At 34.6% G+C, this 24018-nt stretch carries 29 protein-coding genes and 1 other annotated feature; of the genes, 9 read left to right on the plus strand and 20 right to left on the minus strand.

The window, feature by feature from the left end:
* Window positions 1-33 precede the first annotated feature (33 nt).
* From ACWG0P_RS01045 to gap, 13 genes are all read right to left on the minus strand, one after another.
* Window positions 34-1404, minus strand: a complete 1371-nt coding sequence (locus ACWG0P_RS01045; RefSeq protein WP_455800093.1) for an MATE family efflux transporter — start codon at window positions 1402-1404, stop codon at window positions 34-36.
* A 165-nt stretch (window positions 1405-1569) separates the two neighbouring features.
* Window positions 1570-2868, minus strand: a complete 1299-nt coding sequence (gene eno / locus ACWG0P_RS01050) for a phosphopyruvate hydratase (RefSeq protein WP_455800094.1) — start codon at window positions 2866-2868, stop codon at window positions 1570-1572.
* Between the two features lie 102 nt (window positions 2869-2970).
* Entirely contained in the window at window positions 2971-3729 is a 759-nt protein-coding gene (locus ACWG0P_RS01055; protein ID WP_455790167.1) for an HAD-IIA family hydrolase, read from the minus strand.
* A gap of 62 nt (window positions 3730-3791) precedes the next feature.
* The gene (locus ACWG0P_RS01060; RefSeq protein WP_455790166.1) at window positions 3792-3977 is read right to left on the minus strand and encodes a hypothetical protein; all 186 of its coding nucleotides are present in this window, start codon (window positions 3975-3977) and stop codon (window positions 3792-3794) included.
* A 91-nt stretch (window positions 3978-4068) separates the two neighbouring features.
* The gene (gene nusG / locus ACWG0P_RS01065; RefSeq protein ID WP_455790165.1) at window positions 4069-4620 is read right to left on the minus strand and encodes a transcription termination/antitermination protein NusG; all 552 of its coding nucleotides are present in this window, start codon (window positions 4618-4620) and stop codon (window positions 4069-4071) included.
* A 10-nt stretch (window positions 4621-4630) separates the two neighbouring features.
* Window positions 4631-4807, minus strand: coding sequence for a preprotein translocase subunit SecE (gene secE / locus ACWG0P_RS01070; protein WP_455790164.1), 177 nt, complete (start codon window positions 4805-4807; stop codon window positions 4631-4633).
* Window positions 4808-4819: 12 nt separating this feature from the next.
* The gene (gene rpmG / locus ACWG0P_RS01075; RefSeq protein ID WP_455790163.1) at window positions 4820-4969 is read right to left on the minus strand and encodes a 50S ribosomal protein L33; all 150 of its coding nucleotides are present in this window, start codon (window positions 4967-4969) and stop codon (window positions 4820-4822) included.
* A 64-nt stretch (window positions 4970-5033) separates the two neighbouring features.
* Window positions 5034-5609: a sigma-70 family RNA polymerase sigma factor gene (locus ACWG0P_RS01080; protein ID WP_455790162.1), complete on the minus strand. Its 576-nt coding sequence runs from the start codon at window positions 5607-5609 to the stop codon at window positions 5034-5036.
* A 27-nt stretch (window positions 5610-5636) separates the two neighbouring features.
* Complete coding sequence (gene rlmB / locus ACWG0P_RS01085; RefSeq protein ID WP_455800095.1) at window positions 5637-6362, minus strand: 23S rRNA (guanosine(2251)-2'-O)-methyltransferase RlmB; 726 nt, start codon at window positions 6360-6362, stop codon at window positions 5637-5639.
* Entirely contained in the window at window positions 6359-6745 is a 387-nt protein-coding gene (locus ACWG0P_RS01090; protein ID WP_455790160.1) for a Mini-ribonuclease 3, read from the minus strand. Before ACWG0P_RS01090 ends, rlmB begins: the two co-directional genes overlap by 4 nt.
* Complete coding sequence (cysS, locus tag ACWG0P_RS01095; RefSeq protein ID WP_455800096.1) at window positions 6745-8079, minus strand: cysteine--tRNA ligase; 1335 nt, start codon at window positions 8077-8079, stop codon at window positions 6745-6747. The genes ACWG0P_RS01090 and cysS overlap by 1 nt, the downstream gene beginning before the upstream one ends.
* A gap of 34 nt (window positions 8080-8113) precedes the next feature.
* Window positions 8114-8318, minus strand: a binding site (T-box leader).
* 48 nt (window positions 8319-8366) lie between these two features.
* Entirely contained in the window at window positions 8367-8543 is a 177-nt protein-coding gene (locus ACWG0P_RS01100) for a hypothetical protein (protein WP_455790158.1), read from the minus strand.
* Between the two features lie 104 nt (window positions 8544-8647).
* Window positions 8648-9661, minus strand: a complete 1014-nt coding sequence (gene gap / locus ACWG0P_RS01105; RefSeq protein ID WP_455800097.1) for a type I glyceraldehyde-3-phosphate dehydrogenase — start codon at window positions 9659-9661, stop codon at window positions 8648-8650.
* 262 nt (window positions 9662-9923) lie between these two features.
* On the opposite strand from gap, the gene ACWG0P_RS01110 reads away from it, so the two are divergent.
* The 4 genes from ACWG0P_RS01110 (at window position 9924) to ACWG0P_RS01125 (ending at window position 12132) form a co-directional block, all read left to right on the plus strand.
* Entirely contained in the window at window positions 9924-10493 is a 570-nt protein-coding gene (locus ACWG0P_RS01110; RefSeq protein WP_455790157.1) for an ATP-dependent Clp protease proteolytic subunit, read from the plus strand.
* An 84-nt stretch (window positions 10494-10577) separates the two neighbouring features.
* Entirely contained in the window at window positions 10578-11486 is a 909-nt protein-coding gene (locus tag ACWG0P_RS01115) for a helix-turn-helix transcriptional regulator (RefSeq protein WP_455800098.1), read from the plus strand.
* Between the two features lie 52 nt (window positions 11487-11538).
* Window positions 11539-11796: a DUF3795 domain-containing protein gene (locus tag ACWG0P_RS01120; RefSeq protein ID WP_455800099.1), complete on the plus strand. Its 258-nt coding sequence runs from the start codon at window positions 11539-11541 to the stop codon at window positions 11794-11796.
* A gap of 12 nt (window positions 11797-11808) precedes the next feature.
* Window positions 11809-12132, plus strand: a complete 324-nt coding sequence (locus ACWG0P_RS01125) for a TfoX/Sxy family protein (RefSeq protein WP_455800100.1) — start codon at window positions 11809-11811, stop codon at window positions 12130-12132.
* Window positions 12133-12204: 72 nt separating this feature from the next.
* Here ACWG0P_RS01125 and ACWG0P_RS01130 read toward each other — a convergent pair whose 3' ends face one another.
* Complete coding sequence (locus ACWG0P_RS01130) at window positions 12205-13275, minus strand: tyrosine-type recombinase/integrase (RefSeq protein WP_455800101.1); 1071 nt, start codon at window positions 13273-13275, stop codon at window positions 12205-12207.
* Window positions 13276-13482: 207 nt separating this feature from the next.
* On the opposite strand from ACWG0P_RS01130, the gene ACWG0P_RS01135 reads away from it, so the two are divergent.
* The 3 genes from ACWG0P_RS01135 (at window position 13483) to ACWG0P_RS01145 (ending at window position 16077) form a co-directional block, all read left to right on the plus strand.
* Window positions 13483-14301: a PTS mannose/fructose/sorbose/N-acetylgalactosamine transporter subunit IIC gene (locus ACWG0P_RS01135; protein WP_455800102.1), complete on the plus strand. Its 819-nt coding sequence runs from the start codon at window positions 13483-13485 to the stop codon at window positions 14299-14301.
* Window positions 14291-15292, plus strand: a complete 1002-nt coding sequence (locus ACWG0P_RS01140; protein WP_455800103.1) for a PTS system mannose/fructose/sorbose family transporter subunit IID — start codon at window positions 14291-14293, stop codon at window positions 15290-15292. Before ACWG0P_RS01135 ends, ACWG0P_RS01140 begins: the two co-directional genes overlap by 11 nt.
* 110 nt (window positions 15293-15402) lie before the next feature.
* Window positions 15403-16077 (plus strand): hypothetical protein, encoded by a 675-nt coding sequence (locus ACWG0P_RS01145; protein WP_455800104.1) that lies wholly within the window; start codon window positions 15403-15405, stop codon window positions 16075-16077.
* 699 nt (window positions 16078-16776) lie between these two features.
* Here ACWG0P_RS01145 and ACWG0P_RS01150 read toward each other — a convergent pair.
* The 4 genes from ACWG0P_RS01150 to agaV form a co-directional block, all read right to left on the minus strand.
* Window positions 16777-17451 (minus strand): hypothetical protein, encoded by a 675-nt coding sequence (locus tag ACWG0P_RS01150; protein WP_455800105.1) that lies wholly within the window; start codon window positions 17449-17451, stop codon window positions 16777-16779.
* 109 nt (window positions 17452-17560) lie between these two features.
* On the minus strand, window positions 17561-18562 hold the full coding sequence (locus ACWG0P_RS01155) for a PTS system mannose/fructose/sorbose family transporter subunit IID (RefSeq protein ID WP_455790152.1): 1002 nt from the start codon (window positions 18560-18562) through the stop codon (window positions 17561-17563).
* Window positions 18552-19373 carry a PTS mannose/fructose/sorbose/N-acetylgalactosamine transporter subunit IIC gene (locus ACWG0P_RS01160; RefSeq protein WP_455790151.1) on the minus strand — a complete coding sequence of 274 codons (822 nt, stop codon included), beginning with the start codon at window positions 19371-19373 and terminating at the stop codon, window positions 18552-18554. The genes ACWG0P_RS01155 and ACWG0P_RS01160 overlap by 11 nt, the downstream gene beginning before the upstream one ends.
* A gap of 43 nt (window positions 19374-19416) precedes the next feature.
* Window positions 19417-19893: a PTS N-acetylgalactosamine transporter subunit IIB gene (gene agaV / locus ACWG0P_RS01165; protein WP_455800106.1), complete on the minus strand. Its 477-nt coding sequence runs from the start codon at window positions 19891-19893 to the stop codon at window positions 19417-19419.
* A gap of 412 nt (window positions 19894-20305) precedes the next feature.
* Between agaV and ACWG0P_RS01170 the strand changes: the two genes are divergently transcribed.
* Window positions 20306-21478 carry an AraC family transcriptional regulator gene (locus ACWG0P_RS01170; protein WP_455800107.1) on the plus strand — a complete coding sequence of 391 codons (1173 nt, stop codon included), beginning with the start codon at window positions 20306-20308 and terminating at the stop codon, window positions 21476-21478.
* A 35-nt stretch (window positions 21479-21513) separates the two neighbouring features.
* On the opposite strand, the gene agaF is transcribed toward ACWG0P_RS01170, so the two are convergent.
* Both agaF and ACWG0P_RS01180 read right to left on the minus strand, forming a co-directional pair.
* Window positions 21514-21942: a PTS galactosamine/N-acetylgalactosamine transporter subunit IIA gene (gene agaF, locus ACWG0P_RS01175; RefSeq protein ID WP_455790148.1), complete on the minus strand. Its 429-nt coding sequence runs from the start codon at window positions 21940-21942 to the stop codon at window positions 21514-21516.
* Between the two features lie 15 nt (window positions 21943-21957).
* On the minus strand, window positions 21958-23136 hold the full coding sequence (locus ACWG0P_RS01180; protein WP_455800108.1) for an SIS domain-containing protein: 1179 nt from the start codon (window positions 23134-23136) through the stop codon (window positions 21958-21960).
* Between the two features lie 194 nt (window positions 23137-23330).
* Here ACWG0P_RS01180 and ACWG0P_RS01185 point away from each other — a divergent pair, with 194 nt between their 5' ends.
* Complete coding sequence (locus ACWG0P_RS01185) at window positions 23331-23906, plus strand: hypothetical protein (protein ID WP_455800109.1); 576 nt, start codon at window positions 23331-23333, stop codon at window positions 23904-23906.
* The last annotated feature ends 112 nt before the right edge of the window (window positions 23907-24018 follow it).

Raw genomic sequence — 24018 nt, forward strand, 5'->3', positions numbered from 1 at the left:
AAAATACAAACGTTTTTGTTTTTTTTGGAAATCTTAGGCATTTGCTTGTTCTTCCTCACGGTGTAATGGAAGTATCGTTTTTTTCTTTACAACCTTTAACATGCATAAACTAGCTGCACAACAAATACCTTCCGTAATTGGGAATGCCCACCATAATACATCTAGTCCAAACATACTGGCAAATATATAAGCCATTGGTATCAACAATACCATCTGACGTAATAAGGTAATCATCAAGGATTTGATACCATGGTCCACCGCTTGAAATATCGAACATAAAACAAGTGATATTCCTGCAAATACAAAGGATATACTAATGATTCTTAAAGATGGAATTCCAATGTTAAGCATCTCTTCTTTTGCGTCAAATAGATACAGTAATTGTTCTGGAATCCATTGGAATACGATAGAACCCGCTATCATGATGACACAAGAGATCAACAACGAAAACTGAATTGCCTCTAAGATACGTTCTTTTTTACGTGCTCCATAATTATAGGAAATGATTGGAATCAAGGCATTGTTCATACCTGATACCGCCATAAATACGAATTGTTGTAGTTTGAAATAGATACTGAATACGGATACTGCAAGTGCTGAGAATGTAGCAAGAATCATATTCATGAATACCGTCATAAAGCTCATAATAGACTGCATAAGAATCGCAGGGATTGCGATTACATAAATTTTCTTTACCAAAGGAAGCTGTAAACGAAATTTACTCAAACGTAAATCGATTTCTTTTACTTTATGCTTCGTAATCATAATTCCTAGTACCATGGCAACCATTTGTCCAATGACTGTCGCAATCGCTGCCCCACTCACTCCCATTTTTGGTATCCCAAAATATCCAAAGATGAAGATTGGATCTAGAATGATATTCGTGAGTGCTCCCACACCTTGAATAATCATATTATAAATTGTATTTCCCGTCGATTGCATAATACGCTCATACGTAATCTGTACAAATACTCCTACAGAGAAAATCGTACAAATACGCATATAAGATATTCCCATTTCTAAGATTGCGGCATCTTGGGTAAACAAGCGCAAAAACATCTCTGAGAAAAAGATTCCAAGGATCGCAAAGACTGCCCCGTTTAATAGTGATAATAATATCCCATGCAAAGCTACTTGTGCTGCTTGGTCTTTTTCTTTCTGCCCAAGATATCTGGATAATAATGCATTGATACCAACTCCAGTACCACAAGCAACAGCTACCAATATCATTTGAATTGGATAACATAGAGACACGGCTGCCAACGCATCTTCTGAAACTCTTGCGACGAACATACTATCGACAATGTTATATAATGCTTGTACTAGCATAGATACCATAATCGGCAATGACATTGTCATGATGAGTTTTTTCATCGGCATACTTCCCATTTTATTTTCTTTCATAATTACCTCCTAAATTTTTCCACAGAAAAAAGGAACCCGGGAGTTCCTCTCTACACTTCGATAGTTTCTTATGTTGTTATGCAAAGCGAGGTACTACATGATATGGGTCATCATGTACGCACTTATATTGTATACAATAATGAAAGAAAGTGCAAGTCCTCTTTTTTAGTGCTTATAAATATTATAAAATGCAGATTTACCTGGGAATACAGCTACATCACCAAGTTCTTCTTCAATTCGTAACAATTGGTTGTATTTCGCAATACGATCTGTTCTTGACATAGAACCTGTTTTGATTTGACCAGCGTTGAATGCCACTGCGATATCCGCAATTGTTGTATCTTCTGTTTCACCACTACGATGAGATACGACTGCAGTATAACCATGTTTCTTTGCTAATTCCATCGCTTCGAAAGTTTCGCTTAAAGTACCAATTTGGTTTACTTTAATTAAGATTGAGTTAGCGATATCTTTATCAATTCCCTCTTGTAAAATTTCAGGGTTTGTAACAAATAAATCATCACCCACTAACTGAATCTTCTTTCCAAGATGTTCGGTTAATTTCTTCCAACCATCCCAATCTCTTTCTCCTAATCCATCTTCAATAGAAATAATTGGATATCTCTCTACTAATTCATCATACCATGCAATCATTTCATCCGTAGTTTTTGATCCTTGTCCGGATTTCTTTAGATCGTACATTTTGCTTTCTGTATTATAGAATTCACTTGCCGCAACATCCATTGCGATGCAAATTTCATCTCCAGCTTTATACCCTGCAGCTTCAATCGCTTCCATGATGCATTTTAAAGGAGCTTCGTTATCTTCTAGATTTGGCGCAAATCCACCTTCATCTCCAACAGCCGTTACTTGACCTTTATCTTTCAACACTTTCTTCAAAGCATGGAAAACTTCCGCACCCATTTGAATTGCCTCGCGAATACTTTTTGCCCCAACTGGCATGATCATAAATTCTTGGAAATCTACAGATGAATCTGCATGACTTCCTCCATTTAATACATTCATCATTGGAACTGGTAATGTCTTCGCATGAATCCCACCTAAGTAGCGATACAATGGCATTTCAAAGTATGCCGCAGCCGCATGTGCTACTGCTAAAGAAATACCTAAAATCGCATTGGCTCCATATTTTGCTTTATCTTTGGTACCATCTGCTTCAATCAACGCTTTATCGATACCCGCTTGATCGCATACATCCATACCTAATACAACATCAATTAAAACGTTGTTAACATTTTCAACCGCTTGTAAAACACCTTTTCCACCATAACGAGACTTATCTCCATCTCTTAGTTCTAAGGCTTCACGTTCACCAGTAGAAGCACCACTTGGCACCATAGCGCGTCCCATAATACCGGATGCAGTTTCTACTTCAACTTCTATTGTTGGATTCCCTCTAGAATCCAAAATCTCTCTTGCATGTACATCTGTAATCATTGACATAAATACGTCCTCCTTATATCTTGCTTACGTGCTCAGTATAACACACCCACAAAGGTAGTAAAAGAAATACGCTCAAAGTACATAATTCCACATGTTCATGCGTTATTTGATAAGTTCTCTTAAGTTATCAATCGTATGTGTAGGTTGTATTTGTAAACGTTCGATATCTTCTCTACTGTGCACTCCGCTCGTTACAAAAATAGTTTGTACATCATTGTCTACTCCTAACAAAATATCTGTCTCTAAATTGTCACCCAACAATATACAGTCTTCTTTTTTTAAATCAAAATAAGACAACGCTTCTTCTAATATTGGCGCATATGGTTTTCCAATCCTAGGACTTTCTTTTCCAATCGCATATTCAAACATCGCAACAATAGAACCATTCCCCATATGAAAACCGCCAGGTTGTGCTAACAAACGATCGTTATTTGTTCCAATCAGTTGTGCACCTTGTGTTAAATAATGCAATGCCTTAGAATATTTTTCATAAGTACCTGTTGTATCTAACCCTACAAAAACAAAATCAACATTTTCTTCCGTGATTTGAAACCCACTATCTAGTAATGCTTCTCTTAATCCATCTTGTCCAATATAGTATGCGTTTCTTCCTTCATATCTCGATGCACAATAGCGAGCAGCTGCCATACTAGATGTAAAGAAATGTTCTTCTTTAATTCCTGTGAATCCCATTTTCTCCATATGTTCTACATTTTGACGTTTAGTTCGCTTTGCGTTATTTGTTAAAAATACAAAATGTTCCCCTTTTTCAAGTAATGCATCAATAAATTCTTTTGCCCCTTCGATGATTTCTGTACCCCTGTACATAGTACCATCTAAATCAATTAAATATGTTTTCATAAATGTCCCTACTTTCTTTACCCTTTTATCATAGTAGAAAGGGAACATTTGTCAAGTATCTCTTATCTAGATCTTGTCTTTTTCTTCTTTGGATTTACTAACAACAATCCTATTAAAACGAGTGCTACTGGCCAATAGTTTGCGACTACATAATTGAAGCTCATAGCGATTTGCTCAATATCAAAATTTGGCTTGATAAGCAAAATCACGCCAGTAATCATAATAATGAGACCCGCTCTTTCTTTCATAACATCACTTCCTGTGTTCATTATAGTATTTGTACTTGCATAATTTTGTCACTTCATGCGAAAAAAAAGAATCTTATTACTAAGATTCTAATTAGAATTCAACTTTTTCTAGTTCAGCATAACTAATTTCTGTTGGTGTTTCACGTCCGAATAGGATTGTAAGTACAACTGCAGTTTGTGTATCATCATGTAATTCTTCTACACTACCTTCTACATTCGCAAATGCACCACTTAAAATACGTACGCGATCTCCAACTTCATAATTAATCTGTACTTTACGTTCGCTCATTCCTAAACGACGTAAAATGCTTTCCATTTCTTCATCCGCAACAGGGAATGGTTTTGCACCACCACCAGATGAACCGATAAACCCAGTAACTCCTGGAGTATTACGCACGATATACCATGCTTCATCTGTCATCATCATTTCTACGAATAAATATCCACTGAACAAGTTTGTAGTCTTTTCAACTTCTTTCCCGTTCTTATACTCTATTTCTTTTTCTTCTGCGACAACAATACGAAACAACTTGTCTTGCAAGCCCATTGTTTCAACACGACGCATTAAGTTTTCTTTTACACGATTTTCATGTCCTGCATAGGTATTAACTACATACCATTCTTTTTGAATTTCCTGGTCCATATAATACCTCCTATATTCCGATTACTTTCAAGAATGCTGATGTCACAAACTGACATAAATAGAAGAATACACCAAGAAAGAACACAAACAGGAATACTGTCATACTATCTCTTGCCAAATCTTTTCCCTTAGGCCATTGGATCTTTTTTGTTTCACTAATAATTCCACTGATACTAAACCATTTCATATGTGATCCTCCTTATTTCGTCTCTTTATGGATGGTGTGCTTACCACATTTCTTGCAAAATTTGTTTAATTCAATACGCTGTGTATGCGTTTTTTTGTTTTTTGTTGTAGTATAATTTCGAGAAAGGCATTCTGTGCATGTCAAAATTACTTTATCGCCCATAAAAAAAACACCTCTTTCTTGCCTATTAACTTTATCATAAAGTCATGATTTCGTCAATTCATCATTATTTTCTTTTTTGTTTTCTGATTTTACGTAGTGTGTTATCTACTTTCTTTGTATTGATTTGTAACTGTTGTGATATCTGCACATACGTATACCCTTGCATACGTAAATCAAAAATACGCTTTTCCATAGGCGATAATTTTCTCTTCGCTTTAAGGATACGATCACATACAGTCGCTGGAATTTCGGTTGTTTGAGACTCCATTATATCCAAATATGTGTACTGTTCATAAATATCACGAACTTGCATATCCAATGATAACGTGAAACGTTCACACGCACTCTTGTAAGTGAATCGTTCACGATAGTCATCAATCATTGCATTTCGAAATACATCTGCATAATAACAAAAGAAAGCCACGTCACAATCCACACGATAATTATCCACAGCTTGTAAGAGTTTTATACGTGCCAATTGCATCAAATCATCGTAACAGATTTTTCGATCCATATTCTTTTTATAACGCTTGATGGTAGCCTTTGCGAAACCTTCATACTTTTCAAGTAAAAGGCGCAACGCTATTTCATCATTTGAATGTATTAAATATATGAGTTCATAATCATTCTCATAGTGCATAATATCCTCCCATTATGGGAGTAAGTACTATAACGGATTTCTTTGTGAATGAATTTGATATAAAAGAATCGCACAAGCAACAGAAGCATTTAAGGAAGAAACACTTCCCTCCATTGGTAATCTTACACAAAAGTCACAGTTCTTTTTTACCAAAGAACTAATACCAAAGCCTTCACTACCAACAACTAACACCAAAGGCATATCATAACGTCCCTGACGATAATCCACAGAATTATCAAAATCAGCACCCGCAATCCAAAACCCTTGCTTCTTTAGATATTTTAAAGATTGCGCAAGATTGGTTACCATCGCAACTTTAACTGTATCAATAGCACCCGTAGAAACCTTAGCGACAGTAGGAGTCAACTTCACATTGCGATGTTTTCCGATGATTACACCATCCACTCCAACACAATCACAAGTTCTAAGAATAGCCCCAAGATTATGAGGATCTTCTAAACCATCCAACATAACCAACAAAGGTGTTTTTCCTTTTGGGATATCCGCAAGAATATCTTCTATTTCATATGTTTTATAATCATCTATTTTTGCCGCAATTCCTTGATGATTACTCGCCTGTAATAGTTGATCCATCTTCTTTCGTCCCATTTTTTTCAAAGGAATATTGTGTTTTTTGATTTCTAGTTCAAACTCTGCATCATTCATATGTTCAAACATAACGATTTCATATATCTTCTTATCATCGGATAAGAGTTGTTTCACAACATTTTTACCATATACATACTGTGTCATTGTAATTCTCCTATAGTTTGAATGGCTAACCATAATTCTTGTAGACGCTCTTCCTGTTTCATCAGATAAAGATATCCAAATAAAGACTCTAGTCCTGTTGCCTTACGATAAGTTAATACATCTGCATTTTTAGCTTTGCTTTTGGGATTTGTATTTCTCCCTCTTAAAACAATGGACCATTCTTCTTCTGTGAAAAAATTTTGATTCTGTAGTGTCTCTAGGAAATAAGCCTGTGCTTTTGCGCTAACCCATCCTTCACTTTTCTTCTGTAGTATTTTAGATTGTTGATACCCCATGGAAAGCAGTTTTTCACGTACAAACAGTGACATGACCGCATCCCCTATGTATGCTAGAGAAGTTCCATTATACTCTCTAACATTCATTAAAGGATTCCTCTTTCAATCAATTGTGCACGATATTCATCTGCATGTTCAAAATCTTTTTCCTTAACTGCAGCTTTCCATTTTTTGTGCAAGTCTTTATCTTCATCGCTCATTTCAAGACGAATATTCTCAATTCCAAGAACATCCAACATCTTTTCTACTGCACATACTTGTGAAGATAGTACTTTGACATCTACTTCACGTTGACGAATGGTTTGATTCAATACTTTCACTGCGTCAAACAATGCCGCAAATGCATTTGGTGTATTCAAATCATCCTGCATAGCTTCTATAAAAGGAGCAAATACATCGTTATCCATGGTTGTACCAATCGTTTCATCTTCAAGAGATAGCTTCACATATGCTTGTTTCAATGATGTTTGTATTTTATTTAACTCTGTACGAGCTGTATCAATACCTTCTTCATTGATATTTAAAGGACTACGATAATGTGTAGATAACATTAGCCAACGAAGAACATTCCCTCCGATTTTCGCAATCATATCTTTTGCCCAGATTACATTTCCTAAGGACTTTGACATCTTTTCTCCATCAATATTAACCATTCCATTATGAATCCAATAATTAGCGATAGGAGTCTTAAAAGCTGCACGTGATTGCGCAATTTCATTTTCATGATGTGGGAATTTTAAATCCATTCCACCACCATGAATATCAATTAAAGGCTCTTTGAATTCTTGATTGATCATAACTACACATTCAGTATGCCAACCAGGACGCCCTACAGACCAAGGAGAATCCCATTTGATTCCATCTTCTGTACGTTTCCACAAAGTAAAATCCAAAGGATTTTCTTTTTTACTATTTTCATCAATTCTCGCACCAACAATCAAATCATCAACTTGTTGATTGGATAAATTCCCATATTGTTCAACGCTACCCACACGAAAATAAACATCACCATCTACAGCATATGCATTTCCTTGTTTTACTAACAACGCTATAAAGTCAATGATGGCATCCATAGTTTCTGTAACCTTAGGTGCAGAATCAGGCATCATCGCATGTAAACCTAAACGATCGTCATTGTATGCATTGATAAACTTTTCCGTTATAACTGATTCACTTACTCCACACTCTTTCGCAACTTTGATGATTTTATCATCAACATCGGTGTAGTTTGAAACCATTTTTACGTTGTAACCAATCGCCTGAAAGGTTCTTTTCAGAGTATCGAATACAACGATTGGCCGGGCATTACCCACATGTGGATAATTATATACGGTTGGTCCACATACATACATCCTTACTTCATTCTCATGAATTGGTTTAAATTCTTCTATTTTTTGTTCCATACTATTAAATATTCTCATGTTCATATCTCCTTTAGAAATAAAAAAAGCAGTTCATAGAGACGCTTATACGCGCGGTTCCACTCTATTTGAAACATGCTTCCACTTTTCTTACGTTAACGCCGTTCATACGTATCTTCTACATTTTCGAAGGATCCCTCAAAGGTGCATTCTTTATACTACACATTTTCTGCTTCCACCATTCAGAAATCGCTGTTATGTGTTGATCTATAAATACTATTCCTCATCAAAGGTTTATCGTGTATTCAGTATAACAAGTCTTTCCATATATTTCAATAAAAAGCCTTCTATTTCTGTTTCTCTTCTTTTTCCTTTTTTAATTCATTACTAATATCCATAAATTGAGCAAGCAAATCTTCACTTAATCCAGATTCTTTTAAATCATTGATGTATGCAGCATCTAAATCATCCACATCTTTTAATCCGTTTGTTTCTCCAGGAATCAATCTTGTCTTTACTGCCATAGAAATCACCTCTTCTTTATATTTTATGATGAAGTTGCTAAAAAATCAAACAAAAAAGCCGGAATTTATATCCGACTTCTTTATGTAACCATATAGTTCTAGAATTAAGCTAATTCAGAGAAGTATTTGATTGTTCTAACCATCTGGCTAGTGTAAGAGTTTTCGTTATCATACCAAGAAACAACCTGAACTTGAGTGTTTCCATCAGCCATTTCGATAGCCATAGTTTGAGTAGCATCGAATAATGAACCGTATTTGATTCCGATAACATCGCTAGAAACGATTTCATCAGTTGTGTAACCGAATGATTCGTTAGAAGCAGCTTTCATAGCAGCGTTGATTTCGTCAACTGTAACTTTTCCTTTAACAACAGCAACTAAGATTGTAGTTGATCCTGTAGGAGTTGGAACACGTTGAGCAGAACCGATTAATTTTCCTTTTAATTCAGGAATAACTAGACCGATAGCTTTTGCAGCACCAGTAGAGTTAGGAACGATGTTTACAGCTGCAGCACGTGCACGACGTAAGTCACCTTTTCTCTGAGGTCCATCAAGAGTCATCTGATCTCCAGTGTAAGCATGAACAGTTGTCATGATACCACTTTGAACAGCTGCTAAGTCATTCAATGCTTTCGCCATAGGAGCTAAGCAGTTTGTTGTACATGAAGCAGCAGAGATAACTGTGTCTTCAGCTTTTAATACATCATGGTTTGTGTTGAATACGATAGTTGGAAGGTCGTTTCCTGCAGGAGCAGAAATAACAACTTTACGAGCACCAGCTTCAACGTGAGCGCTAGCTTTTTCTTTTGTTAAGTAGAAACCTGTACATTCTAGTACAACGTCTACCCCTAATTTACCCCAAGGTAAGTTTTTAGCATCAGCTTCTGCATAGATTTTAATTTCTTTTCCATCTACAGTGATTGAATCTTCACTTGCAGTTACTGTATCAGCTAAAGCATAACGTCCCTGTGCTGAATCATATTTTAATAAGTGAGCAAGCATCTTAGGAGAAGTTAAGTCGTTGATTGCAACTACTTCGTATCCTTCAGCTCCGAACATTTGTCTGAATGCAAGACGTCCAATACGTCCGAATCCATTAATAGCAACTTTTACTGTCATCTTCAAAGTCCTCCTTTTTAACATCTCTATTATACGTACTATAAATCCAATTGTCAATTGACAATCTTTTCACTTGTGCACTTTTTTTGTACTTTTTACGCAATCTTCACAATTCCTAAAAATCCTTTAAAATAAGGCTTTTCAGAAAGAATGCTTTCCCTGAGTAATGTAAACGATTACAAGCGCTATGACAGTTTCACCACCCCTTCCAGTATTAAATTTCATACTTCGAGCATACTGTGTATAGACTGGAGTTGATACCATGGTGATTGTACCAACCATCATAGAAAAAAATGCAAGCAGTGAACGAGTTTATGATTTATATTCATGTCTGTTAAAGGAGAGAATTATTATTTTAACTGGAGAAATTGATGACAATATGTCGTCCTCAATATGTGCCCAACTGTTATATTTGTCCAGCATTAGCAATGATCCCATTCAAATGTATATCAATTCCCCTGGGGGAAGTGTCAGTGCAGGTTTAGCCATTTATGATATTATGAACTATATCAAATGTGAGGTGTCTACCATTTGCATGGGTATTTGCGCAAGTATGGCAGCGGTGCTATTAAGCGCTGGTACAAGTGGAAAACGCTGCGCCCTATCGAATAGTGAAATTATGATCCATCAGCCGTTAGGAGGCATGCAAGGGCAAGCCAAGGACATGGAGATAGCGGCACAACACATGCAACTTGTAAAACAAAGACTTTATTCCATTCTTAGTAATCACACCAAACAAAATAAAGAAACCATTATGAAAGATTGTGATCGTGACTACTATATGAACGCAAACGAAGCCAAATCTTATGGAATTATTGATGCCATTATTTAAAAAGGAAACTTATGTTCCTTTTTTTTATGAATTTCTGATCTAAATATGATACTCTTATAGTAATAGATCTCAAAGGGGAATCGTATGAAAATAGAACGTTTACTTGCTATGATTATAATCTTACTACAAAACAAAAAAGTAACCGCTAGTTATCTAGCGGAACGTTTTCAAGTGTCCAAACGAACCATTTATCGAGATGTTACAGATCTAACACTTGCAGGCATTCCCATCATCACCAATACCGGAAGTGATGGTGGCATTATGATTAGTGAGGATTATAAAATAGATAAAACACTCTTTACTAAAAAGGAACTAGAAGCGATATGTAGTGGTCTTTTATGTTTGGATAGTATCTCCACAGATAATCGATATCAAAATGTTATTTCAAAATTTGCCTCAACAACAGAAAACATGTACATCGCAAACCATATCATGATAGATTTATCTTCCCACTATAAAGATAAACTGTCCATAAGCATTAAGAAACTACATCAAGCAATTGAAGATTCTAACGTTATCTCCTTCCAATATCATAATGCAAATGGTGAAAGTCTTCGTTATGTTGAACCCTATATTATAGTCTTTCAATGGTCAAGCTGGTATGTGTTAGGTTTTGAATCTTGTAAAGATACGTGTAAATTGTTCAAACTATCTAGAATGACGAATCTTTCTATCACCTCTCAATTCTTTTCATTAAGAGAAATCCCAAGTGAAAGCCTTGATTTTCATCATTATTTTACAGATGAAATACACGCAGAAGTCTTATTTGACGCAAGTGTTCGCTATCGCTTGATCGATGAATATGGAATTGATAGCTTTCAAGAACTAGATAATGGCTCTCTTCTCTTTACCTTTCCATTCACCAATGAAGAATATCTTCTAGAATGGATATTAAGCTTCGCAGATAAAGCAGAACTCATACAACCAGTTAACCTTCGTAAAGTAATAAAAGAAAGAGCACATAAACTTTTACTTAAATATGAAGAACACTGACACACAGGTGTCAGTAAGCCTATGTTATCCTTTAAGAAAAGGAGGATGGCATATGATAGAATCAAGATGTGGTATTACATGTAGTACGTGCACATACAAAGAACAAACGGGTTGTCTTGGATGTGTAAATATAAAACAACCATTTTGGGGTGAATGTCCATTGAAGTCTTGTTGCGAGACAAAGGGACACGCGCATTGTGGTTTGTGTGAAGAGTTTCCTTGTGCATTATTGACGCAATTTTCATACGATGAAAAACAAGGAGATCAAGGGAAACGAATTGCAAACTGTAAGTTATGGTTAGATGTATAAGGAGGAATTTATATGGCAACAACAATAGATTATATAGAATATGTATGTGAACAAATACAAGGAGTAGGTGAACTTCGCTATCGTAAAATGTTCGGTGAATATATGGTATATGTTAATGATAAACCTATTTTATTAGTATGCGATAACACTGTATTCGTAAAAAAGCTTCCATGTATTGAAGAACTTATGAAAAAATCGGAAACTGGACTTCCTTATATAGGGGCAAAGGAACATTACATACTAGATATTGATAATCGTGATTTCGCAAAGCAAATCATTGAAATACTAGAGCCTGTTACTCCCCTACCAAAACCAAGAACAAAAAAGAAAACATAGTGTACATAAAAAAGATACCCCTCATCGGTATCTTTTTTGCATATACGCCACATAGCTAACACGTAGCTATCATCATTTTAAACTTGTTATAGCCCGCCGTAATTGTCCTAAATCTTTATGTGTGTAAATCTTTTCTGTTGTTAAATAGGAACTGTGTCCAATTAATTTCTTTATAGCGCTTGTATTCGCTCCTACGTTGCTCAAACGAGTCGCAAAGGTATGTCTACAATCATGTGGTAGGTGTTCCATACCTAACATGTTCATGATTTGATTAAAATATTCTTTTCGATAGAAATGGTAGTTGATTTTTCTTCCAGTATCTAATTCGCATATAAAATAGTCGTGTTGATGCCTATAATAATTCAGAACATAAGATTGTATTTTTTCATGTATTGGCACAAGACGATTCTTCCCAGCTTCACTCTTACTTCCTCCACGAATCGTCATATTTTTAATATCGACATCTTTTCGTTCTAAAGCAAATAATTCCCCTACACGAAAGCCTGTGTAGATCATAATCAATATCGTATCCACAAACGGAATATTATCATGATCAAATAAGATATCAATTTCCTGTTCGGTAAAGGGTTTATGAATACTCGGAGTTGCATTTTTACGGTTAACAATAACATATTTCGCATAATTCTTAGATATGATATCGTTTTGCATTGCATATTCACAAACCAATACCATAAGTGATTTTAGCTTCAAATCACTCGCAAGTGATAGATTACTTTCATCCATAATCCTTTGAAAATGCATTGTTTTTATTTCCGAAATTGGCATATCTTTTATGGACTGACATTTTGCATATGCTGCTTTATATCCGTTGATTGCATTTTGTGAAACATTCCTGTACTTATTCGATGACCAATCAATATATACTGCCTCAAAAGTAATCGCTCCTGCTTTTTGTATTTCTTCAAATAAGATAGGATTTTTATTATAATTCCACAGAGAAAAATTAGCCATTTCTTCCGTTTCATAATAGCCTATTATTTTTCTTTTCTGTTTTTTGCTATCAGAGGTAGAAATATATTCAGCAGTAACGCAAGCTACCCAAGGCTTGCGTCTATTCCCTTGTAATCTGTATACACTTCCCATTCCATTCGCTTTTTTGATACCAACATTTCTTTCCAACACTACCAACACCTTCTTATGCTTTCCTAATTAAACCATACCCTTTTTTTAATTTAAAATCAATGCATTATTACGAGCTAGCTAACGCGTAGCTAACTAAAGGAAATTTGCGATCTATATATTACTACTTCTTATAGGGCTAATCTTCAGGTAAGGGACTCTTGCATAAATTACTTAAATAAGAATTAACAATTTGAAAGGAGAAACAACATGGAAGTAAGTATTATTCAGGCTCTATTGGTCTTCATTGTTGCCTTTATTATGGGTATTGATCAATTTAGTTTTTTAGAATCATTGTATCAGCCAATTGTTATGTGTCCTATGATTGGTGTAATCTTAGGCCAATTAGAACTTGGTATCGTAGTTGGTGGTGCATATCAGTTGATGCAGATTGGTAGTATGCCAATTGGTGGAGCACAACCACCGAACGCAATTATTGGTGGTATCATGGCAACCGTATTCGCAGTTTCATTAGGAATGGAAGCTACAGCAGACGGTGTAGGTGCTGCATTAGGTTTAGCTGTTCCATTTGCAGTATTTGGACAGTATGCAGTAACTGTAACATTTACAATTATGTCAGGTATGATGACAAAAGCTGATAAATGTGCAGAAAATGCAGATGCAAAAGGTATTCGTAACATCAACTTCATGGAAATGGGAGTTTTAGGTGTTCTATTTGGCGTATTAGCTGTTGCTGGTTTATATGGTGGTAAAGAATTAGGTGTAATTCTTAAAGACTTATCTTTCCAATACTCTTGGGTAATGGCTGGATTAGACGCTGCTGGTGCTGCAATGAAATTCGTAGGTTTCGCTATCTTAATGAAAGTTATGATGTCTGGCGAAATGTGGGGGTTCTTATTTGCAGGATTCACAATGTCAGTAATTTGTGTAAATTCTCCTATTGCTAAAGCAAACTTATTGCTTTGTGCATTCGTTGGTCTTGCAATCGCATTGTACGATTACCAAATCAACACTAGAATTAAAGCAAATGCTGGTTCAAATGTAGGAGGTGTTACTGATGGCATATAATATTCCAAAGCAATATAGTGATTTAACACCTGCTCCACAATTGGATAAAGGTACATTAAACAAAATGGTATGGATGTCTTGTTTCTTACAAGCATCATTCAACTATGAAAGAATGCAAGCTGCTGGTTGGTTATGGGGTATCTTACCAGGATTAAAGAAAATCCATACAAACCAAGAAGATTTAAAAGCTTCTATGGCTCACAACCTTGATTTCTTGAATACTCACCCTTTCTTAGTAACATTCGTTATGGGTATTGTATTATCTCTTGAACAAAACAAAGCAGATACTGACACAATTCGTTCCGTACGTATCTCTGCAGCTGGTCCATTAGGTGGAATCGGTGATGCATTGTTCTGGTTAACATTAGTTCCTGTTACCGCTGGTTTAACAGCTAATATGGCCATGGAAGGCCAAATTACTGGTGCAATTTTATTCTTAGTAATCTTCAACCTTGTACAATTCGTAGTTCGTTGGTGGTTAATGCACTGGTCTTATAACTTAGGTACAAAAGCTGTAACTATGCTTACAAGCAACGCAAAAGAATTCACACGTGCTGCTTCTATCTTAGGTATCTTCGTTGTTGGTGGTTTGATTGCTCAATATGGTACAACTTCTATTCGTATTGTAATTGCTGATCCAGCAATTAATGTACAACAAATGTTAGATGGTATTTTACCAAAAATGTTACCATTAATGATTACAATTGGTTTATACTTCCTTATCAAAAAAGGATGGACTCCAATCAAATGCATCGTTTTAATCTTAATCACTGGTATTCTTGGATGTGCACTTGGAATCTTCGCTGGTGACTCTAAAGCACAGGATACAGAAGGAAATACACTTCAAGGCGGTTATACACCAGCAATTGAATGGTATAAATTACCTGCACCTGCTCCAGCTCCAAAAACAGGTGATGACGCTCTTAAAGTTGTTCAAGACGTTGTTGATCAGTTATCAAAAGAAGGCATCAAAGTTACAATGCCTAAATAATGTTTCGCAAAAAAGCTCTCTCATCCTACTTTGTACATGGACATGTGCACTGGATAAAGACCATAGGGATTCTCTATGGTCTTTTTTAAAAAAGTAAACGAGGAAAACATATGGAAAATTTCACTAACATTCTATTTTGTGTATTAATAATTGGAATTTTTATGTACTATATTTTAAAAGGAATTTGTGTAAATAAAATCACAAAAGCCATAAAACATAACGAGAATTCCAAAGTAATACAATTGAGTAAACAAAAATTAACAAAAAGATTTATGGGTGACTATGTATGTACATTGTATAGATTACGTGCATATTCAAACTTAGGCAATGAGAAAAATTTCAAAAAAGAAGTAGACGCAACGCTTGAAAAGAAATTTAGTTTTGAACAACGAAAGAATTTTCTTGAAATGTACTTCCACTACTTCTTATTAAAGGGTGATCGTGACTATAGTGAAAAACTATTAAATGAAATACAAGAACTAGGAGAACCATCCTTTCTTGCGTATAATGAACAGGCATTTGAGGTTATGCTCAATCATAGGACAGACTACATTGATGTACTTGATGCGGAAATTAACAGCAAGAAACATTCTGGCTTTGCCTTAGGTGTCATGGTGTATCTTATAGGTGAGCAATATCTTACTTTGGGAAACAAAGAAGAAGCTCGCGTTTATTACTATAATAGTATTTCTTGTTTCCATAAAAGTGCTGTATATGTAATCCCTGCAAAAAAGCATGTTCAGGAACTCTCTAATGAACTTGAATTAGACTTGCCAAACTATTAATAATTATCTGAATATATAACAACATTGTAAATAGTATGTACTATAAACTGCGTAAGGACTCACTCAAGCTTACCCAGTTTTTTCTTTCTTATGATAAAGAAGGGAAAAAAGAAATTTTCATAATATGTAGCAAATATATGCAGGGAACTATTATGGATACAATAAAACGTAATATATTGCTATTACTAATCACGGAAGACACAAATGAAGTGAAAATTTTTTCTTAATTTCAATATAAGTTTTATATCCATTTCTATATTTCCTATTACAAAAAGAGCTAGATTATCGTTTAAAATAACACTAAGCTATATGAAAACATACATTGAAAGAAATTTTCCAATTGAAAAGGGGTCGTTTACAAATAGCACTATTGAAAAGATAGATTGTAGTTCAGTTATCTTCCCTTCACATAGGACAACCACTGCTTATATTCAATAATTTTATGTATGTAGTATTTAGTAGAAAATATATAACCAAACCTTACAATCCTCTTGATCCAAATAAACAAACAGTCATCTTAAAATTAGGGCTTACCAAGTTCATAGGAAAAATTACAAGGTCGAAATGTTTAATCTTGCACTAGTACTATGTTATATTGTATTTACAACGAGTACTACTAAACTATCTTTCAATCAAAAAAAACTAACAAAATATAAAGACTTGCTAGTTTAAGTTGTATATTCATAGAATGATTTTTCATTAATACTTCGGACGATCCAATTGTAGCTCATCTGATAGAGTATTAACATGTTTTTTTGCGACAGGAACATAAACAGCCGCTGGATGAAAACAGGACAAACTATTATAAAAGTAAGTTCTTGCCTCCTCTTTATCTCCTAATGTAAGATATTGCTCACCTATAAGAAATACCATGACACCTAAGGCAAATCCAGAATGCTTCTTACTGTTAATTTCCGCATCAAGTACATCAATATAATCCGTTCTATGATTGATCATGACTTCAAACGCCTGCTCATTATATGCAAGAAAAGAAGGCTCTCCTAATTCTTGTATTTTATTTAATAGTTTTTCACTATATTCACGATCACCTTTTAATAAGAAGTAGTGATAGTACATTTCAAGGAAACTTTTTTGCTGTTCAAAGTTAAATTCCTTTTCAAGTGTGGCATCTAATTCCTTTTTAAAATTTTTCTCGTTACCCAAGTTTGAATATGCACGTAATCTATACAGTGTACATACATAATCACCCATAAATCTTTGTGTCATTTTCTGTTTACTTAATTGAATTACTTTAGAATTCTCATTGTTTTTGATAGCTTTTGTGATTTTATTTACACAAAATCCTTTTACAATGTAATACATTAAAATACAAACAATCAGTATGCCAAATATAATAATAGTAAAAATGTTCATATGTTTTCCTCGTTTATTTTTCTAAAAAAGACCATAGAGATTCCCTATGGTCTTTATCCATTGTACATGTCCATGTACAAAGTAGGATGAGAGAGCTTTTTGCGAAACATTATTCTGGCATTGTTACTTTAATACCATCTTTTGATAACTGATCAACAACGTTCTGAATTGCTTTAAGAGCGTCATCACCTGTTTTTGGAGCTGGAGCAGGTTCTGGATAAGAATACCATTCAACAAGTGGTGTATATCCACCATTGATAGTTTTTCCATCTTGATCCATTGCTTTAGAGTCACCAGCGAAGATTCCGAATGCACATCCTACGATTCCTGTGATAAGGATTAAGATGATACATTTGATTGGAGACCAACCTTTTTTGATTAATGAGTAAAGTCCGATTGTAATCATTAATGGAATCAATTTAGGTAAGATACCATTTAATAATCCTTGGATGTTGATTGCAGGTTCACCAACGTAGATACGTAATGAAGTTGAACCATAAGTAGCGATCAAACCACCTACAACGAAGATACCTAAGATAGAAGCAGCACGTGTGAATTCTTTCGCGTTACTTGTAAGCATAGTTACAGCTTTTGTACCTAAGTTATAAGACCAGTGCATTAACCACCAACGAACTACGAATTGAACAGCATTGAAGATAACTAGGAATAATACAGCACCAATGATGCTACCATCCATTGCTAAGTTAGCTGTTAAACCAGCAGTAATAGGAACTAATGTTAACCAGAACAATGCATCACCGATTCCACCTAATGGACCAGCTGCAGAGATACGTACGGAACGAATTGTGTCAGTATCTGCTTTGTTTTGTTCAAGAGATAATACAATACCCATAACGAATGTTACTAAGAAAGGGTGAGTATTCAAGAAATCAAGGTTGTGAGCCATAGAAGCTTTTAAGTCTTCTTGGTTTGTATGGATTTTCTTTAATCCTGGTAAGATACCCCATAACCAACCACAAGCTTGCATTCTTTCATAGTTGAATGATGCTTGTAAGAAACAAGACATCCATACCATTTTGTTTAATGTACCTTTATCCAACTGTGGAGCAGGTGTTAAATCTTGATAATTCTTAGGAATATTATATGCCATCAGTAACACCTCCTACATTTGAACCAGCATTTGATTTGATTTTTGTGTTAATTTGATAGTCGTACAATGCGATTGCAACACCAACAAATGCACAAAGTAATAAAGTTGCTCCAGAAATAGCTGCTAAGTTATTGCAGATGACTGCCATAGTGAAACCTGCAAGCAAGAATCCCCACATTTCGCCAGACATCATAACTTTCATAAGGATTGCAAATCCGACGAACTTCATAGCTCCACCGGCAGCATCTAATCCAGCCATTACCCAAGAGTATTGGAATGATAAATCTTTTAATGCCATACCTAATTCAGAACCACCATATAGACCAGCAACAGCTAATGCTCCAAATAGAACACCTAAAACTCCCATTTCCATGAAGTTAATGTTACGGATTCCAGTTGCGTTAGCAGTTTCAGCATAAGCATCAGCTTTTGCCATCATACCAGACATAATTGTGAATGTTAATGTAACTGCATATTGTCCGAATACTGCGAAAGGAATCGCAAGACCCATTGCAGCACCTACACCGTCTGCTGTAGCTTCCATTCCCAAAGAGATTGCGAATACGGTTGCCATGATACCACCAAGAATTGCGTTAGGTGGCTGTGCTCCTCCGATTGGCATAGAACCAATTTGAATTAACTGATAAGCACCACCAACTACGATACCAAGTTCTGGTTTACCTAAGATTGCTCCAATGATTGGACACAATACGATTGGTTGATATAAAGATTCTAAGAAACTAAATTGATCAATACCCATAATAAAGGCAACAATGAAGACCAATAAAGCCTGAATAATACTTACTTCCATGTTGTTTCTCCTTTCAAATTTGTAAAATTAAATTAATAAATTATTATTTAAATAATTTATCAGTACTTTCAGTAGCTGTGTCTGGAACACGTTTAATTTCCAGTTCAACCCCTAAGTCCTGAAGTTTTTTGAAACATGCAACATCAGCATCATCCACTGCAACAGTAGTAGCAACTTGACGTTTTCCTTCTGCCATGTGCATGTTACCGATATTAAGTTTCTTAATTGGAACTCCACCTTCAACTAATTTTAGTACATCTTGTGGGTTCTCACAAATGATTGCAATTTTCTGAGCTGGACTAGCTTTATCGATAATTGCACAAGTTTTTTCAATCGTGAAGAATCTTGTTTGTGCATATGCAGGTGCAGCCATGTTCATTAATCCCTGACGGAATTCATCATGTGCTACATTGTCATTTGCTACAAGTAGTAAGTTTGCACCTACGACTCCACACCATTGTGTAGCGACCTGTCCATGAATTAGACGGTTGTCGATACGTGTTAATACAATGTTTGGCATTTTGCTCTCTCCTTTCTACCAAATTAAACGTGAACTAATTTACTTGATCCTGATGAGGTGGATCGAGTAAGTAAACCCTTTCAGTTCACTTTGATTCTATGCTAAAAGATGGAAGAATTCTTTACACTTTTTATTGTCTTATTTGCACTTTTTAACAACTTTTTGCACTTTTGACCCATAATTTGTACAAATTTGCGTTTTTCTACATACAAGCTACAAAAAATTACATATTATGTAGATTGTGTGATAAAATTTGTAAAAATCTCTTTTTTTCATCATTCTCTTTGTTAATGTAAATGCTTTCATAAAAAATCTACATTTTCACTGTTTTCATATCTATATAATTACATATCTTTTTACTTTATACTAACAAGTAAATTTGATATACTAATGTAGAAGAGGTGATCAACCGATGTTTAATAAAACAACCAGCTTTATTTTTAATAAATATGGAGAAATTGTAAATGAAATAAATCGTCGTCAATCTTTAAAATTAAACCATTCCGTTCTCAAGTTGAAAGACAAATCCTTTGATACCTTTTATTCCTATAACACAGATATTTATGTGAAAGTATTATCTGGTATAGTAATGCTAGTAGTCAGCGAAGATGAAGATGCTAAAAATTACGAACGATTTGTAATTCATCGTTTCATCAAAATTAAAAAGAATGTTCAATTCAATTTTTTATGTATTTCTTCAAATGCAAAAGTTGAAATTGAAACTGACTTCAAATCAAAAAAGAGCACTCATGGAACATATGAAGATATCCCAATTGTTTATGACCCTATTATTTCTTCTATCAATATCAAAGAAATCCTAGGTTATTATTATCAGGTACGTAATGCAAATTATACCTTTCCTGGTGAAAAACATGAATTTTGGGAACTAACATTTATTGATAATGGAGAATTAGAAACAACCGTTGATGATGAAACTTATAAATTAGATGAAATGGATTTAATACTTTATGCCCCAGGCCAGTACCACACACAAAAAACTGGTGATTCTAAATCCTGTTCTTACTTAACACTCCTATTTGAAATGGATGTACCAGAACCATTCTTATTAACCAACCGTGTATATCATGCACATCGTGATATACATGCCGCACTCAACAACTTCATTAAAATCAGTAGTAATGAAATGTTATATGATAGTGAATTGATGCTATGCTATTTAAAAGAGATGATCATTAAGATTTTACAATACGATTTCTTAACTAGCTCCCCTATCGCATCTACACCTATGCAGCAACGATTCGAAAGTGAATTACTGAATGAAATCATTATTTATATTAATGAACACGTTTATGAACAGTTAACTATTGAAGAGATCTGTATGAAGTTCTTAATTTCTAGATCTAGTCTTCAGACGTTGTTCAAAAACAACCTCTCCGTTGCACCAAAGCAATATATTAGTGATTTAAAGCTCAGTAAGAGTAAATTGTTAATCAAAGAAAGTATTTATACAATTAGTGAGATATCTAGTATGTTAGGATTTACATCGATTCATTACTTTTCTCGTAAGTTCAAGCAACAATACGGGATTACTCCTACAGATTACGCAAAAACAATCTACAACTAAAAAAGGTGTCTACTCGACACCTTTTTATTTACTTATTAAATACCGTCTTCAGGAATTTCCTGTACTACAGGTACAAATTCATAACGAACAACTTGATCTTTACCAGTGTTCATAGCCATTTCAGTAAGAGCTGGCAATTCTTCGATGAATTTACGAGCCATATTGACTTCAATCATCATTGGAAGGTTTGTTCCTGCTAATACTTCTACGTTTCCTTTAGGATAACCAATTGTAACCGCTGTTTTAAATGGAGAACCTCCACCTAAGTCAGAAAGAACTAAAATTCCTTCACAGTCTTTCAACTGATCAAACGCTTTGTTTAATTCTCTTTCTAAATCCTCAACAGAATATTCTTGTAAGAAGTCAACTGCTACATAATTTTCAGGTTCTCCTGCAATCAATTGAAGTGAGCTTGTTAATCCTGTTGCAAAATTACCGTGTCCTGTTACGATTAATCCGATCATTTTTATTTCCTCCTATTATTTTTTTGTATATGGGTGTAAAATAACACCTTTTACTACACGATTTACTTCTCCTGTTGGACATGGATTGTCTGGAGTAAGATCATATGCTAATGATTTGAACAATGCGATGATCTGTGCAGCAATGATATAGTTGAATCCCAAGAACGCATTATTGTGTTCATTGTCTAAATCAAATGCGAATGAGTAATCTACTAAACTAGCAACTTCAGCATCTTTTTTGTTCATAATAGCAACAAGTTTATTTCCTTTACGCTGAGCACTCATTTCTTTGATTAAATCAACTTCATATTGACGAGTATATGCATCGTCGCTAATATATATGACTGTTAACGTCTCATCATTGATGATAGATTTAGGTCCATGGCGAAATCCCATAGGAGTATCAAACATCGTTGCTACTTTACCAGCGGTAAGTTCCAACATTTTCAATTGGCTTTCCTGTGCAATACCTTTTAAGCAGTTTGCTCCAAGATAAACGATACGATTGAAATCATAAGTATCAATAATATTCTTTAATGTAGACCATTCATTAGCCAATGCTTTTTCACTTGCATTGATAACATCGTTCATTTCAGCTTTTACGCTATCTAATTCATCTAATGAGAAGCATAATAAAGTAGCTAACATCATATTTGAGAAACTAGAAGTCATCGCAAAACTTTGATCATGTGTTTCTGGAGTTAAATTAATTGCGTATGCATTGTCTCTTTTTTCTGCAGCTTTTGATAAAGCACCTTCTGCATTACAAGTAATGAATAAGTGGAATAAGTTTTTACCACATACTTCATCCGCAACATCTACTGCCCCAACAGATTCTGGAGAGTTACCACTACGTCCATAAGATACTAATAATGTTGGTTTTGTTTGTGATAAGTAGTTTTCTGGAGTTGCTACGATATCTGTAGTAGCATATGATTTAGTCTTAAAGTTTGTTCTTTTAGAAACATATGTATAAATTGCATTTCCCACGAACTCACTAGTACCAGCACCAGTTAAGATAATATCGTAATCATCATGCTTCGTTACATTTTCAATAAATGCTTTTAATTCTTCTTTGTGATCTTCAACCTGCTTGATTGTTTTTGCCCAAGTTGAAGGCTGTTGATTGATCTCAGTTGCTGTGAATACACCTTTTAGTGTTTCCCATTCATTTTTTTCTTTTCCGAATACCATGTTTTATCGCTCCTTTTCTGGATTTGGTAGTGAAATCCTTTACATTACGTCCTCATTATATAATAGTGTTTGTAAAAAAACAACGGATGTAATTCAATGTTGTTAATTTGTGCAAAATGTTTGCTAATTTAATCTCTTGTTTTAGTAGACGAAAAATATAATACCATATATAATGTTACCTAGAGGTGAATGAGATGAAAAATAAAAATATCAATAAAAAGAAGGTAAAGAAAAATGCTGCTGAAGAATTAGCGGGTATTCATATATACAAAGACGATCACAATCGTTACGTATATTATGATATCTTTAGTAAATGCGGTTATGTTATCAATAATGTACAATCTTATAAAGTTTTAGCAAATCGTTTCATGTTTGGTCTTGTTTCTGGAGTATTAGTAGCAACGTTCGATTTGGGACAATACACTATATGGCTTTCATTAGGATTAGGTATTGCGATTTATCTTTTTATGGAATATAAATTCCGTTCCTATTTAAAAAGACAAACAATGTTGATGAATTTCCAACCAAAACAACGTCCTCCAAGAGTATTGACTGCTGCAGGTGATGAAACGAAACGTATTTATTTAAAAATCGCATTATATTTTGCATTCGCAATACTTATTATCATTATGGCATTCATGGAACAGAAATATGAATTATGGATTAAAATTGCTTGTGTCCTAGTTGGACTAGGTGCTGGAGCTCTTGCGATATTCAATATCTATGCATTATCTTACAAAAAGAAAAACAATATTGAAGATTATAGATAATCTTGATGCAGATAACTCTGCATCTTTTTTATCGCATCATTTCCTTGATACGGCTCTCTTCAACACCCTGCCTTTCTTATATAAAAGAAAGGTTAGGGTTCTTGCAAAGAAC

It is taken from the genome of Amedibacillus sp. YH-ame6 (assembly GCF_053848845.1).

Bases quoted from the DNA above. Each gene is read 5' to 3' on its own strand.
- ACWG0P_RS01060 (WP_455790166.1), bottom strand. From the start codon at position 3,977: ATGAAAGAAAGAGCGGGTCTCATTATTATGATTACTGGCGTGATTTTG.
- ACWG0P_RS01055 (WP_455790167.1), bottom strand. From the start codon at position 3,729: ATGAAAACATATTTAATTGATTTAGATGGTACTATGTACAGGGGTACA.
- rpmG (WP_455790163.1), bottom strand. From the start codon at position 4,969: ATGGGCGATAAAGTAATTTTGACATGCACAGAATGCCTTTCTCGAAAT.
- ACWG0P_RS01150 (WP_455800105.1), bottom strand. From the start codon at position 17,451: ATGAACATTTTTACTATTATTATATTTGGCATACTGATTGTTTGTATT.
- ACWG0P_RS01110 (WP_455790157.1), top strand. From the start codon at position 9,924: ATGGTGATTGTACCAACCATCATAGAAAAAAATGCAAGCAGTGAACGA.
- cysS (WP_455800096.1), bottom strand. From the start codon at position 8,079: ATGAGAATATTTAATAGTATGGAACAAAAAATAGAAGAATTTAAACCA.
- ACWG0P_RS01100 (WP_455790158.1), bottom strand. From the start codon at position 8,543: ATGGCAGTAAAGACAAGATTGATTCCTGGAGAAACAAACGGATTAAAA.
- ACWG0P_RS01090 (WP_455790160.1), bottom strand. From the start codon at position 6,745: ATGAATGTTAGAGAGTATAATGGAACTTCTCTAGCATACATAGGGGAT.
- gap (WP_455800097.1), bottom strand. From the start codon at position 9,661: ATGACAGTAAAAGTTGCTATTAATGGATTCGGACGTATTGGACGTCTT.
- ACWG0P_RS01185 (WP_455800109.1), top strand. From the start codon at position 23,331: ATGAAAAATAAAAATATCAATAAAAAGAAGGTAAAGAAAAATGCTGCT.
- ACWG0P_RS01170 (WP_455800107.1), top strand. From the start codon at position 20,306: ATGTTTAATAAAACAACCAGCTTTATTTTTAATAAATATGGAGAAATT.
- ACWG0P_RS01080 (WP_455790162.1), bottom strand. From the start codon at position 5,609: ATGCACTATGAGAATGATTATGAACTCATATATTTAATACATTCAAAT.
- agaF (WP_455790148.1), bottom strand. From the start codon at position 21,942: ATGATCGGATTAATCGTAACAGGACACGGTAATTTTGCAACAGGATTA.
- ACWG0P_RS01125 (WP_455800100.1), top strand. From the start codon at position 11,809: ATGGCAACAACAATAGATTATATAGAATATGTATGTGAACAAATACAA.
- agaV (WP_455800106.1), bottom strand. From the start codon at position 19,893: ATGCCAAACATTGTATTAACACGTATCGACAACCGTCTAATTCATGGA.
- ACWG0P_RS01180 (WP_455800108.1), bottom strand. From the start codon at position 23,136: ATGGTATTCGGAAAAGAAAAAAATGAATGGGAAACACTAAAAGGTGTA.
- secE (WP_455790164.1), bottom strand. From the start codon at position 4,807: ATGAAATGGTTTAGTATCAGTGGAATTATTAGTGAAACAAAAAAGATC.
- ACWG0P_RS01135 (WP_455800102.1), top strand. From the start codon at position 13,483: ATGGAAGTAAGTATTATTCAGGCTCTATTGGTCTTCATTGTTGCCTTT.
- ACWG0P_RS01155 (WP_455790152.1), bottom strand. From the start codon at position 18,562: ATGGCATATAATATTCCTAAGAATTATCAAGATTTAACACCTGCTCCA.
- ACWG0P_RS01145 (WP_455800104.1), top strand. From the start codon at position 15,403: ATGGAAAATTTCACTAACATTCTATTTTGTGTATTAATAATTGGAATT.
- nusG (WP_455790165.1), bottom strand. From the start codon at position 4,620: ATGGACCAGGAAATTCAAAAAGAATGGTATGTAGTTAATACCTATGCA.
- ACWG0P_RS01045 (WP_455800093.1), bottom strand. From the start codon at position 1,404: ATGAAAGAAAATAAAATGGGAAGTATGCCGATGAAAAAACTCATCATG.
- ACWG0P_RS01115 (WP_455800098.1), top strand. From the start codon at position 10,578: ATGAAAATAGAACGTTTACTTGCTATGATTATAATCTTACTACAAAAC.
- rlmB (WP_455800095.1), bottom strand. From the start codon at position 6,362: ATGACACAGTATGTATATGGTAAAAATGTTGTGAAACAACTCTTATCC.
- ACWG0P_RS01160 (WP_455790151.1), bottom strand. From the start codon at position 19,373: ATGGAAGTAAGTATTATTCAGGCTTTATTGGTCTTCATTGTTGCCTTT.
- ACWG0P_RS01140 (WP_455800103.1), top strand. From the start codon at position 14,291: ATGGCATATAATATTCCAAAGCAATATAGTGATTTAACACCTGCTCCA.
- eno (WP_455800094.1), bottom strand. From the start codon at position 2,868: ATGTCAATGATTACAGATGTACATGCAAGAGAGATTTTGGATTCTAGA.
- ACWG0P_RS01120 (WP_455800099.1), top strand. From the start codon at position 11,539: ATGATAGAATCAAGATGTGGTATTACATGTAGTACGTGCACATACAAA.